A 15,869-nucleotide genomic window follows, 5' to 3' on the forward strand; every position below is an offset into this window, starting at 1 on the left:
CAAGAGTTTAAAAATCGATGGCGCTATAACTTATTGCTTTAAACTGCTGTTTAATTAGAGCGCGTTTATCTTATTTTTTTCGTCCCGAAAAGGTTCTAAATCTTTCTCAATTATAGCCTTATCTATCCAGAATAATGCTTCAACTTTATTTTTTTTATGCTTATAAATCTGTGCTAATCTATAATAAGCCCATGATTTTGGCACGCCATCTTTTGCACTATAATTATCGATATAGCGCTTTAAACATTTTTCACCTTTATCCAGCTGCAAATTATATTCTGCACAAACTTTTCCGATTTGGTAATGCATTGCATTTCTGTTGTGCTTTAGATTTGCTTCTTCTAAGTTTTTAATGGCTTTTCCATGTGCTCCTTGTGTTTCATACAATTGAGTAAGTTTATCGTAACAAGTTGTTGAACCGCCAACTTCAATCGCTTTTTTATAATACTTCTCTGCTAATTCTGGTTCATCATCATACTCATAAATATAACCTTTAGCTAAATAACCATCTACTACAGACAAAGCCTCTAACTCATTCGCGAATTGTAAGGATTTTTTCTTACTTCCACCTATAATCCCTGGTAATTGCATATATAATTCTACCAATGCCCAACGTGTATCGATATGTTTAGGGTCTAGCTTGGCCGCTTTAAGAAAGGCAGCTTTTATATCTCCTATAAAAGCTAAAGCCCTTATCTTGCTAATAGTAAGTGCTTTCATTCCTAAAGCACCGCCGTACTTATAATGGTAATTTGCTATATGCGCTTCAATGTCAACCAATTTCTTATATTCTTGGGCAGCTTCATCCCATTTTTTTTGATGCCCGTATGCATCGCCTAACAACTCAATTGCTCTTAAATCTGTTGGATGATTGCCTACAAAGGGAACTAAAATAGTTTCAGCCCTTGTAAACTGTTTTTGCGCTATAAATTGTTCTGCATCGCTATATAAAGATTGTCCAAAACACAACAAAGGAACCCCTAATAAGTAAAATAATAATTTCATAAATTAAATAATTAAAACAAAAATAATATTCTATTGGTATTGTTTTTGATTTGTGTTATAAAAGTTTTCGTTAACTTTAAAACACTTTTATTATACTCAATAAAACAGTGTATTCTCACTTTTAGTACCTAAAATCAAATTATGAGCAAATACAAAGTAAAAAAAAACACAACAATGAACAAGTACCTCTCTATTTTGATGATTATCCTCTTTGCTAATTTCTCATTCTCGCAAGACAATGATTATTCACAATTATGGAAACAAGTCGAAGCACTTGAAAAAGAAGGCCTATCTAAATCAGCATTAGAAAAAATAACCCTTATAGAAACTAAAGCTAAAGCCAGCGATAATACACCAGAGCTAATAAAAACATTACTTTTTAAAAGTAAATATGCTCTAATTCTGGAGGAAAATGCACAATTAAATATAATAACGCATTTAAAAGCAGAAATAGCTAATAGTAGTACTCCCACTAAAAACATATTAGAAAATGTTCTCGCAAATTTGTATTGGCAATATTTTCAACAAAATCGTTATAAATTCTACTCGCGTTCTAAAACAACAGATAAAGTTGATGACAATGATTTTCGCACTTGGGACCTAAAAACTCTGTTTAATGAAATACACCTCTACTTTAATAGGTCTTTGAAGAATCAAAAAATATTAAAGCAAACAAAATTAGAAGATTACAACACACTTTTATCCTTACAAAAAGATTCTAAAATATACAGACCTACAATATTTGATTTCCTAAGTCATAATGCACTAGAATTCTATAGCACAACAGAGCATACAATTACAAAACCCACAAATAAATTTGAAATAAACAATACTGCGTTTTTAGGTATTGCTGAAATCTTTTCGCGTTTAAAAATAACCGCTCAAGACTCTACTTCTCAAGAACTAAACGCACTTAAAATTTATCAAGAACTAATAAAATTCCACCTAAAAGACGACTCCCCTATTGCTTTAACCGATGTAAACATTAAACGCTTAGAATATGTTAAACAAAATGCGACTTTCGAGAATAAAGACATCCTTTTAATAGAAACGCTTAAAACTGAAAGTAAAAAACATGGTTCTCATGAGATTGCTTCGTTATATGATTTTGAAATTGCTAAGATTTACAATATACAAGGCCAGGACTACCACCCTGAATCGAATACTAAAAACAGATGGAAATGTAAAGAAGCTCTGGACTTGTGCCAAAACGTTATTTCTAAATTCCCAGAAAGTATAGGCGCCAAAAAATGTGCTGTTTTAAAATCTCAAATAACAAATCCTAACCTACGCATTCAAACAGAACGTTTTATTCCTATTCACACACACACACGTTTACTCATAAGATATAAAAACTTAAATCAATTAGACTTTAAAATATACAAACTCTCTGAGCAAGAATATATAACCTTCTTAAAAACATATAGAACAGACGAGCAACAAAATTTTATTTCAAAATTACCCCTTTACAAACAATGGCTATCTCCATTAAAAAATGAAAATGATTTCCAAAATCATTCCACAGAAATTGGACTACCAAAATTAGAAAATGGACGCTATTTAATTACCGCTAATAATAAAGCGTCTCATTTCTTATCGCATGATACCATCCAAGTAACCAATATCGCTACTGTAGAATGTGAAGACGATCAATACAAATACTTCCAATTCATAAATAGAAATAATGGAAGCCCTATCGCAAATACCGTTGTTGAATTAAACTACTATCTAAATAATATAGCACAAGAAAAAGACCATAAAACAACAGATGACCAAGGGTATATCAAGATATCTAAATCCCAAAAAAGTATTAGAAATTTAAAACTTAAAATCACACATAAAAACGATACCGCTTATTTTGGTGATTATTATATCCGCGCACAGTATAAAGGCAATAACAAGTTAAAATCGAATCGCAAAGCTTTTATTTTTACAGATAGAAGTATTTATAGACCTGGTCAAACGGTTTACTTTAAAGCTATAACTATGAAAACTGAAGACAAAACATCTGAAGTTTTAATTAATGAAAAGCTCAACCTAAAATTGGTAAACACTAATTTTGAGGATCTTAAAACCTTAACCTTAACTACAAACGCTTTTGGTTCTGTTTCTGGGGAATACATTTTACCTAATGATGGTTTAATGGGTAACTTCACCATTCAACTAAATGGTGAGCAACTAAACGCTAGTACTTCATTTTCTGTAGAAGAATACAAACGCCCTAAATTTGAAACACATTTTAACCCCATTACTGAAACCTTAAAAATAAACGACAGTATAACGGTAAAAGGAGAAGCTTTAGCTTTTGCAGGAAGTGCTATTACAGATGCTAATGTTGTATATCGCGTAAAACGTAAAGTACAATACCCACGTTGGTTTTATTGGTCTAGACCAAATATTTATACAAGTGAATCTCAAGAAATATCATATGGTGAAACAAAAACAAATGCCAATGGGCTTTATGAAATAACATTTAAAGCCATTCCCGATGAACGCATAAACAAAGACAATTTACCCATTTTTAATTATGAAATAACAGCAGATGTTACAGATATAAATGGTGAAACCCAAAGCACAACTACTATTGTTAATATAGGATACCATACGCTTACTGCAAAGATGACTATAGACAGCAAACTCGATAAAACGAATAAAAGACAAAGTCTTACCATAGAAACTCAAAACTTAAATGGCGCTTTCGTTACTACTGAAGGCTTTGTTAAAATATATAAATTATTAGCTCCAGAAAATGTACTTAGAGCACGCCCATGGCCAGCACCAGATTACCAAGCTTTTTCAAAAAGTGAGTTCAAAACCCTATTCCCGCATGATGCATATACTAATGAAGATAACAGTGAACACTGGAAAAAAGGGAAACTTGTTTTGGAAAAAACATTTAATACAGGAAAATCTAAAACGCTCAGTCTAGGAAATATAAAGCGATGGGAATCTGGCAAATATATTATAGAATTAACAACAAAAGACAAATATGGGCAACTGGTAAAAGATCAAACAGAAACTTTTGTTTATAGTGAAAAAGACAAAACACTAGCAGACAATCAATTATTTAATATAACGGCAAATAAAACAGAATACACTCCTAATGAAACAGCCATAATTACATTAGCGTCAGCTGCAAAAAATATAGATGTTACAATTGCCATAGAAAAAGAACATAAAATTGTGACCTCATATATTGTTCATTTAAACAATGAAAAGAAAACCATAATATTACCGCTCACCACAAAAGACCTAGGCGGTTTTGCTCTGTCTTACAGTTTTTCAGCTTTTAACAGCTTTCAAAGCGGTAATTTGATTATAAATATACCTTATCCTAAAACAGATTTAAATATAGAAACCCGCTCTTTTAGAGATAAATTAAAACCTGGAACAGCAGAAACCTGGTCCTTTAAAATAAAAGGGGCGAAAAGCGCTAAGGTTACTGCCGAATTATTAGCCAGTATGTACGATGCCTCTTTAGATCAGTTCAAACCACACCAATGGAATTTCAACCCTATTGCTCACGGGAGCTACCGTTCTCATATCTATAAAACAGCAAGGCATAGTTTTTCCACTTCAAACTTTAGCGTAAAACACAACAGTACAAAAACATATACTCCACAACAGCAGTATGATACTTGGAATTGGTTTGGATTAAGTTTTGGCTTTCAAAGAGGTAATGTTTTATATAAATCTATAGCGATAAGAGATAAAACAACACTAACTCAAGCCTCTAACCCTAATACCATTGAAGCTATAGAAGACAACGATGCTTTTAATTTAGCACGTACAAACTCAGATTTAAAAGAGCAAGCACAGCCAAAATCGGTATTGAAAGCACAAAACTTATCTAACATAAACATTAGAAAAAACCTTAAAGAAACGGCCTTTTTCTTTCCGCAATTACGTACAGATGACGATGGAAATATAAGCTTCAATTTTACCACTCCAGAAGCGTTAACGCAATGGAATCTACAATTATTGGCGCATACCAAAACATTAGAAAGCGCAACCACTATATTGGAAGCTGTAACCCAGAAAGCATTAATGGTGGTACCAAACACTCCTCGTTTTTTACGTGAAGGAGACCAAATTAAAATAAGCACTAAAATTGTAAACCTCACAAAAAAACAACGTTCTGGTCAAGTTTTTCTGCAACTCTTTAATGCACTTTCGGGCAAAGCTATAGATACTTTATTCAATAACCTCTCAAACAAGAAAAATTTCACTGTAGCCGCCAAAGGTAACACACAAATAAATTGGAATCTAGATATCCCCCACAATATACAAGTTATTCAATATAAGATAGTAGCTAAATCTGACAACTATGAAGATGGAGAACAAAGCGTTTTACCAGTATTAACAAACAGGATGTTAATAACCGAAACATTACCTATGTGGGTAAAAAGTAATAGTACAAAAACATTCTCCTTAAATAAGTTAAAGAACAATACGTCTACAACACTTAAAAACCACAAACTAACTCTTGAAATGACGAGTAATCCTGCTTGGTATGCTATACAAGCTTTACCCTACCTAATGGAATACCCATACGATTGTAACGAACAAATATTTTCGCGTTACTATGCCAATGCGCTAGCAAGTCATATTGCAAATACCAACCCAAGAGTACAAGACGTATTTAACCAATGGAGAAATACAGAGGCCTTACTAAGTCATTTAGAAAAAAATCAAGAGTTAAAATCTATTCTAATCCATGAAACGCCATGGTTAAGAGATGCTCAAAACGAAACCGAACAGAAAAAACGCATTGCATTATTATTTGATTTAAATAAAATGAACAACGCATTGGCCACTTCCAACCGGAAATTAAAAAACAACCAAATGCCTTCTGGCGCGTGGTCTTGGTTTTCTAATAAAAACGCGAACCGTTATATTACGCAACACATCATCACTGGATTTGGACATTTAAAGCAACTTAAAGTAGAAACTATAGAAAACACCCAAATGATAGAGAAAGCGATACGCTATTTGGATGCCGAATTTATAAAAGAATATCATCGCATTAAAAAATATGATAAGGATATTGATTTAAACTTAAATCACCTAAGCTACACTCAATTACATTACTTATATATGCGAAGCTTTTTCGATGATATCAAAACAGCTAAAGAAGTCAAGACTATTATCAAATATTACCATTCTCAAATTAAGAAATACTGGTTAAAACAACCTTTATACGCTAAAGGAATGATGGCTTTAATTACACACAGAATGGCAGATAAATCCACAGCATCCAAAATACTAAAATCCTTAAAAGAAAACGCGATTACTTCTAAAGAATTAGGGATGTACTGGAAAGCAAATACAAGTTCTTGGCATTGGTATCAAGCACCTATAGAAACACAAGCTTTACTTATTGAAGCCTTTTCCGAAATTGAAAATGATACAGAAACTGTAGACAATCTTAAAATCTGGTTATTAAAAAACAAGCAAACCAATCAATGGCAAACAACCAAAGCAACTACAGACGCTGTTTACGCCTTATTACTACAAGGAAGCGATTGGCTAAGTGTTACAGACATGGTAGATGTTGTGATTGGTAATCAAAACATAAAGCCTACAAAACTGGAAGATGTTAAAATAGAGGCTGGAGCAGGCTATTATAAAACGTCTTGGAATGGCTCAGAAATAACACCAGAAATGGGAAAAGTAAAAATCTCAAAAAAAGGGAAAGGTATCGCTTGGGGAAGTTTATATTGGCAATATTTTGAAGATTTAGATAAAATAACCTTTGCAGAAACACCACTTAAATTAAAAAAGAAACTCTTTTTAAAAACAAACACACAACAAGGAGAAGAGCTTTCTGAAATCACAAAAAACAGCAACTTAAAAGTTGGAGATTTAGTACGTGTACGCATAGAGGTGCAAAGTGACCGCACAATGCAATTTATACATATGAAAGATATGCGAGCTGCTGGCTTAGAACCCATAAATGTACTCTCACAATACAAGTATCAAGAAGGTATAAGCTATTATGAGAGCACCAAAGATGTCGCTACTCATTTCTTTTTCGACTACCTTCCTAAAGGGATTTATATTTTCGAATACGATTTAAGAGTAAATATTGCTGGTAATATGAGTAATGGCATTACAACCATACAAAGCATGTATGCTCCTGAATTTAGTAGTCATAGTGAAGGAATTAGAATTAATGTAGACTAGTTTTATGGTATTATTACTTTTCTAAAAAATATTTCTACAGAAAAATGAGAATAATTGATTAACTTTAGTTGTAACCAATTAAATTAATTATTATGAATTCAAAAACATTTATCATTCTAAGAATATTTCTTGGAATCTTTATTCTAGTTTTCGGTTTCAATAAGTTTTTTCATTTTATTCCAATGGAAACACCTACAGGAGATGCTGGTGCGTATTTTGGAGCATTAATGAGTTCTAAAACATTAATCCTTGTTGCCGTTGTTGAAATTATTGCTGGTTTAGCTTTAATACTAGACAAATTCGGAGCTTTATCTGCATTAATATTAATGAGTATTTCTATAAATGCTGTTTTATTCCACGCCACTTTATCTCCTAAAGACATTGCGGGTGCAGCCGTTTTGTTAATACTAAATAGTCTTGTACTCTATGGTTACAAAAAAAAGTATAAAAACTTACTCGACTAAGCACTAATAATAACAAAAAAGGAGATTGCGTTGCTATCTCCTTTTTATTTTTTTGGAGGATATTGCGTTAACACCTTATCTATTATTGCCTTTAATTTAGCTTCTCTTTGTTCGGGTTTTGCATTAGGATCGAAATTACTTTCACTTTTAGCCTGCCAAAATAACCCTGTTTTAGAATCATCAACAAATTCTATTGTAATTTGCCTATTCACACTAGATTTACCAACGGGAACACCAATAGATATTCCGCCTCCTAAGCCGCCACTTCCGCCTCCAACACCTAAACCGACATTACTTTTTTTATTTTCATAATATTCACGACTACTGATATCTATTACAAAATCTGGTGTTTCAGACATAGAAAACCCCATTGTATTTAGCTTCTCACTCAATACAAATATTAACCGTTTCTCATCCAATTCTGTTAATCCCGTTTTCATATCGTCATAAAAATTGTATGTTTTATAAGTTGAAAAATCGGTACTACTCTCATAATCGTAGCTCACATGAATAGGAGCACACGAAACAATACAAAAAACTAATAAAAAGATTCTTAGATGCCTCATAATATTCATTTTTATATAAAAATAACGAAAATAAAACCATCCTTGATTAATAGCCCAATAAAATTGGGCTTGCTTTTTTATTATAATAAGTCATTTAAACCTTTCTTTTGCGAGCAATAAAAGAATTACTCCTGCAAAATGCATCACAAAGCAATCTATTTTACAATTAACACAATCCCTTTCGGTGCAAAAAACAATAAAGATTAGAAATCGTTAATCATTCAACAATTTCCAAAGCTTATCCTTCAGTTCTGTAATACCTTGCTGCGCTACAGACGAAATAAAAGTATAGGGAATTGGCAATTCATTATCTAATTCGAGTTTCAATTCGCCTTTCAATTCATCGTCTAACATATCACATTTTGTAATGGCTATAATACGTTCCTTATCCAACATTTCTGGATTGTAGCGTCGCAATTCATCTAACAAAATATCGTACTGCTTTTTTATGTCTGGAGCATCCGCAGGAATCATAAATAGTAAAATTGAATTACGCTCTATATGGCGTAAAAAATAATGTCCAAGTCCTTTGCCTTCGGCAGCTCCTTCAATAATCCCAGGAATATCCGCCATTACAAAGGTTTGATAATCTCTATATTCTACAATTCCTAGGTTCGGTTTTAACGTTGTAAATTCGTAATCTGCAATTTTAGGCTTAGCTGAACTCACCACAGATAATAATGTTGATTTTCCGGCATTAGGAAAACCAACTAACCCTACATCTGCGAGCACCTTTAATTCTAAAGTTATATCTTTTTCTTCTAAAGGAATTCCTGGCTGAGCGTAACGAGGTGTTTGATTTGTAGCGCTTTTAAAATGCCAATTCCCTCTTCCTCCTTTCCCGCCTTCTGCGACAATAATTTCCTCTCCATTATCGGTGACTTCAAAAAGAATGGCATTGGTTTCTGTATTTCTAACAACTGTTCCTAAAGGAACTTCTATATACGCATCGGTACCATCGGCTCCTGTACTTCTTCCACTACTCCCATGCGCTCCATGACCTGCACGAATATGCCGTTTATATTTTAAATGTAATAAGGTCCAAAGATTCGAATTACCACGAATAATTATATGTCCGCCACGACCACCATCTCCACCATCTGGACCGCCTTTTGCGATATATTTTTCGCGATGTAAATGTGTTGATCCTTTTCCGCCATTTCCAGAAGTGACGTGCATTTTTACATAATCTACAAAATTTCCTTCAGTCATTGAAAAACTTATTTCACTTCCCTAACAAGGGAAATCATTCTCTTAAATATTTATTCTACGCCTCAAAAATTAAGAAGAGTAGCAACTTAATGCGTCTATGGCATTACATAAACGTCCTGTTATATCGGTAATATCTCCAATACCATCTACTCCAAAATACTTCTCTTGGGTAGCATAAAAATCTTTTAGCACTGCTGTTTCTGCATAGTATACTTTAATTCTATTTCGAATGATGCTTTCATCAGAGTCATCTTTTCTCCCGCTAGTTTTACCTCTTTCTAATAAACGCTCTACTAATACCTCATCCTCAACCTCTAAAGCAATCATAGCATCAACTTTAGAATCTTTATTAGCCATAATTTTATCCAATGCCTTTGCTTGAAACTCATTTCTTGGAAAACCATCAAAAATAAAGCCTTTAGCGCCTGCATTTTTCTCGACCTCAGCTTCAAGCATATCTATAGTTACTTGATCTGGGACTAAATGACCTTTATCCATATAAGATTTAGCCAAAACACCTAGTGCGGTCTCATTTTTTATATTAAACCGAAAAACATCCCCAGTAGAAATATGCACTAGATTATATTTTTCTTTCAAAAAATTAGCTTGTGTTCCTTTACCTGCTCCTGGAGGACCAAATAATACAATATTAGTCATGTGTTGTGTTGTTTTTAGTTGATATACTTCTGGCAAATCTCTACCTAATCCATCGTAGTCCAATCCATAGCCTACTATAAACTTATTAGGAATCTCCTTACCAACGTAATGTAGTTTAAAATCTTTTTTATATGCTTCTGGCTTATAGAACAATGTTGCAATCAACAATTGTTTTACGCCTTCATTTTTAAATATTCTATGTACTTCGTGTAATGTATTTCCGGTATCTATAATATCTTCTAATATTACAACAGTACGCCCTGTTAAATCTTGCGTTAATCCTATAAGTCTCTGAATATCTTCAGACGACTTAACACCTTCATAAGACGCTAATTTAATAAATGTAACTTCGCAAGGCTTAGGATATTTTTTTACAAAATCACTAACGAGCATAAATGACCCATTTAAAATACCAATAAAAACAGGAACTTCCGCTCCTAAATCATTAGCGACATCATTTGCCATACGCGTAACGGCATCATCAATCTCCTTAGCGGAAATAAAAGGCTTAAAATATTTATCGTGAAGCTTTATCATTACTTTAATTTTACGAAAGAGGCAAAGATACGGATTTGTAAAAAGATATACGCTTTTTTGGTTTATCATTTTATGCCGCTTTACGTTTTAAAATGTATTTTTGTATCACAAATTTCAATGTAAAAAATGAACTATTACTCATCCAATTTTAAATTAGGCATCCTTGGAGGCGGTCAACTAGGGAAAATGCTTCTAAATGAGACACGTAAATTTGATATTCAAACCTATGTTTTAGATCCAAGTGACGAGGCACCTTCCAAGGTTTCTTGCAATGTTTTCTCTAAAGGAGATCTAATGGATTTCAATACGGTAGTTAATTTCGGAAGACAAGTAGATCTCCTTACTTTTGAAATTGAAAATGTAAATGTGGACGCCCTTGAAGCTCTTGAAAAAGAAGGCATAAAAGTATATCCTTCCTCTAAAAATCTTAAAATAATTCAAAATAAAGCCTCTCAAAAACTATTCTACTTAGATCACGACTTACCAACATCTAAATTTTCTCGTTTTGCGTATACTTCAGAAATTAAAGATGCGATATCTAATGGTGGTTTACACTTCCCGTTTGTATGGAAAAGTGCGCAATTTGGGTATGATGGAACTGGGGTGAAAATTGTACGCGCTTTAGAGGATTTAAATAATTTACCTAAAGGAGAATGTATCGCAGAGCAACTTATAGATTTTAAAAATGAACTAGCCGTTATAATCGCTAGAAATGCAAAAGGGGATGTAAAAACCTATCCTGTTGTAGAAATGGAATTCCACCCAGAAGCCAACCAAGTAGAGTATGTTATTTGCCCTGCAAGAATCCCAGAACACATTGCTAAAAAAGCCCAAGAAGTTGCGCTAAAAGTATCTAAGGCTTTTAATCATGTTGGTTTATTAGCTGTGGAATTATTCCTAACTCAAGACGACAGTATTCTAATAAACGAAGTAGCCCCCAGACCTCATAATTCTGGACATCAAACTATTGAAGCCAGTTACACCTCTCAATTTGAGCAGCATATTCGTGCCATTTTAAACCTTCCCTTAGGAAGTACAAATAGCAAATTAGGCGGGATTATGGTTAACTTAGTTGGAGCCGAACATTATAATGGTAATGTTATCTATAAAAATATTGATGCTATTATGAAAATGGAAGGAGTGACACCTCATATATACGGCAAAAAACAAACACGCCCTTTTCGTAAAATGGGGCATGTAACTATTGTAAATAAAGACCTAAACAAGGCCAGAAAAATTGCAGAAGACGTTAAAAAGACTATAAAAGTAATTTCAGAATAATCACATTTAGTGCCCTTAGAAAACATCGGTTTTAAAATCAAAAAAGCGAGATACTAAATAAATTAAAAATATAAAAATGAGTAAAGTTGGAGTAATCATGGGAAGTATTAGCGATCTCCCAGTAATGCAAGATGCTATAGATATATTAAAAGGTTTCGATATTGAAGTTGAAGTAGACATTGTATCTGCTCACCGCACCCCAGAAAAACTATTTAACTACAGTAAAAAGGCACACACAAGAGGCCTTTCTGTTATTGTTGCTGGAGCTGGTGGCGCCGCTCATCTACCTGGCATGGTAGCCGCTCTCTCCCCCCTTCCCGTTATAGGAGTTCCTGTAAAAAGCAGCAACTCTATAGATGGCTGGGACTCCATACTATCTATATTACAGATGCCCGGAGGCGTTCCTGTCGCTACAGTTGCTCTTAATGGAGCTAAAAACGCAGGCTTATTAGCCGCTCAAATTATTGGGGCTAGCGATAACTGTGTTTTAGACAAAATAATAGCTTACAAAGAAGGCTTAAAACTAAAAGTAGAATCTACCGCTAACAATTTAGAATAAACTAATCCTCTTAATTTGAGCATCATTATTTTATCCTAATACTCAATCAAATTAAAGCATAAAAAAAAGCCCCAATAAACATTGAGGCTTTTCATCGCTATTAATCAATAATTTTTAAGTGAGTAACCAGCTCACAAGAAAAAATCGAGTCAAAAGTAACAAAATTTATTACTTACACATAATTAATTCTCTTTTTTTATGAAAAAAATAACAAACACATAAAAATCACTCTTTTTTTACCATTCGAAATCTTAATGTTCTCAGTGTACTTTATCTGTCATTCTAATTAACAGAACAACCATAACCACTCAATTACAGAACATTATAATTATATTAAAAAAAATGTATTTGCATGCACAATCAAATAAATGTATTTTGGAGTTAAGGCTACTTTAATTCACTTAAGTGCTATTATTACAATCTTGTCGTTAAACAAATACTCAATAATAAAACAAAATTCAACATTGTTATGAAAAAAATGACCTCTCCCTTTTCCACAAAATATAACTCAGCGCCTTTTTCAGAAATAAAAACTGAAGATTTCAAACCCGCTATTATACAATTAATTAGCGATAACAAAAGTCAAATTGATGCCATTACAAACAATACAGAACCAGCAACTTTTAAAAATACAATTGAAGCCTTAGAATTTTCTGGCCAACAGCTTAATCGCGTCACAAGTCTTTTTTTTAATCTAAATTCTGCAGAAACAAATAATGAAATTCAAAAAATTGCACAAGAAATATCACCACTCCTTACTGAATTCGCAAATGATATTTCATTAAACAAAAATTTATTCAATCGCGTAAAATCTATTTTTGACAAAAAAGAAACGTTAAATCTTAACACAGAGCAAGCAACATTATTAGACAGAAGTTACAAAAGTTTTTCTAGAAATGGCGCAAATCTAAATGAAGCAGATAAATTAAAGCTTCGTGCTATTGACAAAAAACTAGCGCAATTAAAACTTAATTTCGGTGAAAATATTCTTGCAGAAACCAATAAATATGAATTGCTTATTACCAATGAAGCAGATTTATCAGGTTTACCAGATGGCGCTAAAGAAGCTGCAAAAATACTCGCAGAAAACAAACATAAAGAAGGCTGGCTAATCACATTAGATTACCCTAGTTACATTCCATTTATGACTTATGCAGATAATCGCAAGTTAAGAGAAGAACTTTCCAATGCTTTTGGAAGTAAAGCCTTTAAAGATGACGCCTTAAGCAATAAGAAAATTGTTTTAGAAATAGCCAACCTGCGTTTTGAACGCGCTCAACTTTTAGGCTATAAAACACATGCACATTTCGTTCTTGAGGAACGTATGGCAGAAACGCCAGAAACAGTAAACGCATTCCTAAAAGACTTATTAGAAAAGGCCGAACCCGCTGCAAAAAGAGAATTCAGGAATTTAGAACAATTTGCTAAAGACTTAGATAATATAGACACATTACAAAAATGGGATGCTAGCTATTATTCAGAAAAATTAAAACAAAAATTATTTAGCTTAGATGACGAACAATTAAAACCCTATTTTAAATTAGAAAATGTTATTGAAGGTGCTTTTACTGTTGCTAATAAATTATTTGGTTTATCTTTTGAAGCTATTTCCGATATAGATACATACCATAATGATGTGATGACTTATAAAGTCACAGATGAAAAAGGGGAATTTGTATCTATTTTCTATGCCGACTTCTTTCCTAGGTCGGGAAAACGTAATGGTGCTTGGATGACCTCGTATAAACCACAATACATACAAAACGAAATTAACGAAAGACCCCATGTTTCCATTGTTTGTAATTTCACAAAACCGACAAAGAGTAAACCTTCTCTTTTAACATTCAACGAAGTTACCACCTTATTTCATGAATTTGGACATGCATTACACGGTATATTAGCCAACACAACATATCCTAGCTTATCGGGAACAAGTGTTTTTTGGGATTTTGTAGAATTACCAAGTCAAATACTGGAAAATTGGTGTTATGAAAAAGAAACCTTAGAGCTATTCGCTAAACATTATGAAACTGGGGACATTATTCCCATTGCACTAATCGAAAAAATTAAAGAATCCGCAACATTCCATCAAGGGATGCAAACCTTAAGACAAATTAGTTTCGGGTTACTAGACATGGCTTGGCATGGTAAAGATCCAGCAGGTATCACAGACGTGAAGGCTTATGAAAGTATGGCTTTTGAAGGCACTAATCTCTATCCAGATGTAATAACAAACTGTATGAGCACCTCCTTTGCTCATATTTTTCAAGGCGGATACTCATCTGGTTATTACAGTTATAAATGGGCAGAAGTTTTAGATGCCGATGCTTTTGACTATTTCAAACAAGAAGGTGTTTTTAATAAAACCGTTGCAGCAAAATTTAAAGAGAACGTATTATCGCAAGGCGGAACAGAAAACCCTATGATTTTATATAAACGCTTTAGAGGTCATGAGCCAAAACCAGAAGCGTTATTAAAGCGCGCAGGATTAATACAGTAATTATTTACATAATTTTAGCTATTAAAGCAACCTATTAGAATTAACACTTTGTAGATTCACATAGATTTATATCAAAAAACAGAGCAAGTTTGCTCTGTTTTTTGATATATCTTATCTTAAAAATAATTCGACTATTTATCGTTTTTATTTAATTAGTTTTAGCTCATCTATAGATTAACTCAATATTACACTTTAGAGAACAGCTTAAAAAAATGGTATCTGAAGTGTCATTTCATAGTACATTATTGACACTATGTAATTTAATAAAAAAACTAAGGTTGTATTTTAGAAAAAAGGCACAAAGATTAAATCTATTTTAGTTATTTTTGAAAAAAATTATTTAAAAATGCCAAATCACAAAATTGATCCGAACCAATGGATTACTTTGTATTCCGATTATTTATTCAATTACACAATTTCTCGTGTAAGCGATAGAGAAATGGCTCAAGACTTAGTCTCTGAAACATTTTTGGCGGGTCTTAAATCTATGAAAAACTTTAAAGGAGAAGCCAGTGAACGCACATGGCTAATCTCTATTTTAAAGCGAAAAATCATTGATTATTACCGCAAAATAAACTCGAATAAAGGTAAAGCAGAAGTTAGAATGTCCTACAATAGTGACTCTGAAACCGAAGGAGATTGGCTTGAAGAGCGCGTTGCTGATCCTTTTGATAAAACAGCTGAAGACAATATTGAAAACACAGAATTAGCCGTTGCTATACAAAATTGCTTAGATAAACTACCGAAAAAACAAGCTAATGTTTTCGAAATGAAAACAATCCTTAATTATGAAACAGATGCCATTTGTAATGAATTAAGTATAACACCGTCTAACTTATGGGTAATTATTCATAGAGCAAGAACAGCTATGGCTGGTTGCCTTGAAAAAAATTGGTTTTAAA

10 protein-coding genes are annotated in these 15,869 nt (G+C 32.9%); 6 read left to right on the forward strand and 4 right to left on the reverse strand.

Annotated features, from left to right (window positions below; all coding sequences use genetic code 11):
* Positions 1-54: 54 nt before the first annotated feature.
* Positions 55-1,005 (reverse strand): tetratricopeptide repeat protein, encoded by a 951-nt coding sequence (locus AC2D8I_RS02930; protein ID WP_484704492.1) that lies wholly within the window; start codon positions 1,003-1,005, stop codon positions 55-57.
* A gap of 174 nt (positions 1,006-1,179) precedes the next feature.
* Between AC2D8I_RS02930 and AC2D8I_RS02935 the strand changes: the two genes are divergently transcribed.
* Positions 1,180-7,191 (forward strand): alpha-2-macroglobulin family protein, encoded by a 6,012-nt coding sequence (locus AC2D8I_RS02935; protein ID WP_484704595.1) that lies wholly within the window; start codon positions 1,180-1,182, stop codon positions 7,189-7,191.
* Between the two features lie 92 nt (positions 7,192-7,283).
* Positions 7,284-7,655 (forward strand): DoxX family protein, encoded by a 372-nt coding sequence (locus AC2D8I_RS02940; RefSeq protein ID WP_484704493.1) that lies wholly within the window; start codon positions 7,284-7,286, stop codon positions 7,653-7,655.
* A 44-nt stretch (positions 7,656-7,699) separates the two neighbouring features.
* On the opposite strand, the gene AC2D8I_RS02945 is transcribed toward AC2D8I_RS02940, so the two are convergent.
* From AC2D8I_RS02945 to AC2D8I_RS02955, 3 genes are all read right to left on the reverse strand, one after another.
* Positions 7,700-8,221, reverse strand: coding sequence for a DUF4136 domain-containing protein (locus tag AC2D8I_RS02945; protein ID WP_484704494.1), 522 nt, complete (start codon positions 8,219-8,221; stop codon positions 7,700-7,702).
* A gap of 213 nt (positions 8,222-8,434) precedes the next feature.
* Entirely contained in the window at positions 8,435-9,433 is a 999-nt protein-coding gene (obgE, locus tag AC2D8I_RS02950) for a GTPase ObgE (RefSeq protein WP_484704495.1), read from the reverse strand.
* A gap of 69 nt (positions 9,434-9,502) precedes the next feature.
* Positions 9,503-10,627, reverse strand: coding sequence for an adenylate kinase (locus tag AC2D8I_RS02955; protein WP_484704496.1), 1,125 nt, complete (start codon positions 10,625-10,627; stop codon positions 9,503-9,505).
* A 126-nt stretch (positions 10,628-10,753) separates the two neighbouring features.
* Here AC2D8I_RS02955 and AC2D8I_RS02960 point away from each other — a divergent pair, with 126 nt between their 5' ends.
* The 4 genes from AC2D8I_RS02960 (at position 10,754) to AC2D8I_RS02975 (ending at position 15,868) form a co-directional block, all read left to right on the forward strand.
* Positions 10,754-11,908, forward strand: a complete 1,155-nt coding sequence (locus tag AC2D8I_RS02960) for a 5-(carboxyamino)imidazole ribonucleotide synthase (protein WP_484704497.1) — start codon at positions 10,754-10,756, stop codon at positions 11,906-11,908.
* Positions 11,909-11,984: 76 nt separating this feature from the next.
* Positions 11,985-12,467 carry a 5-(carboxyamino)imidazole ribonucleotide mutase gene (gene purE / locus AC2D8I_RS02965; RefSeq protein WP_484704498.1) on the forward strand — a complete coding sequence of 161 codons (483 nt, stop codon included), beginning with the start codon at positions 11,985-11,987 and terminating at the stop codon, positions 12,465-12,467.
* 469 nt (positions 12,468-12,936) lie between these two features.
* A complete protein-coding gene (locus AC2D8I_RS02970; protein ID WP_484704499.1) occupies positions 12,937-14,967 on the forward strand; it encodes a M3 family metallopeptidase in 2,031 nt (676 codons plus the stop codon).
* A 346-nt stretch (positions 14,968-15,313) separates the two neighbouring features.
* Positions 15,314-15,868 (forward strand): sigma-70 family RNA polymerase sigma factor, encoded by a 555-nt coding sequence (locus AC2D8I_RS02975; RefSeq protein WP_484704500.1) that lies wholly within the window; start codon positions 15,314-15,316, stop codon positions 15,866-15,868.
* Position 15,869: the final 1 nt, after the last annotated feature.

Source organism: Lacinutrix sp. YIN62 (assembly GCF_057219185.1).

Bases quoted from the DNA above. Each gene is read 5' to 3' on its own strand.
- AC2D8I_RS02945 (WP_484704494.1), bottom strand. From the start codon at position 8,221: ATGAGGCATCTAAGAATCTTTTTATTAGTTTTTTGTATTGTTTCGTGT.
- AC2D8I_RS02975 (WP_484704500.1), top strand. From the start codon at position 15,314: ATGCCAAATCACAAAATTGATCCGAACCAATGGATTACTTTGTATTCC.
- obgE (WP_484704495.1), bottom strand. From the start codon at position 9,433: ATGACTGAAGGAAATTTTGTAGATTATGTAAAAATGCACGTCACTTCT.
- AC2D8I_RS02970 (WP_484704499.1), top strand. From the start codon at position 12,937: ATGAAAAAAATGACCTCTCCCTTTTCCACAAAATATAACTCAGCGCCT.
- AC2D8I_RS02935 (WP_484704595.1), top strand. From the start codon at position 1,180: ATGAACAAGTACCTCTCTATTTTGATGATTATCCTCTTTGCTAATTTC.
- AC2D8I_RS02930 (WP_484704492.1), bottom strand. From the start codon at position 1,005: ATGAAATTATTATTTTACTTATTAGGGGTTCCTTTGTTGTGTTTTGGA.
- AC2D8I_RS02955 (WP_484704496.1), bottom strand. From the start codon at position 10,627: ATGATAAAGCTTCACGATAAATATTTTAAGCCTTTTATTTCCGCTAAG.
- purE (WP_484704498.1), top strand. From the start codon at position 11,985: ATGAGTAAAGTTGGAGTAATCATGGGAAGTATTAGCGATCTCCCAGTA.
- AC2D8I_RS02940 (WP_484704493.1), top strand. From the start codon at position 7,284: ATGAATTCAAAAACATTTATCATTCTAAGAATATTTCTTGGAATCTTT.
- AC2D8I_RS02960 (WP_484704497.1), top strand. From the start codon at position 10,754: ATGAACTATTACTCATCCAATTTTAAATTAGGCATCCTTGGAGGCGGT.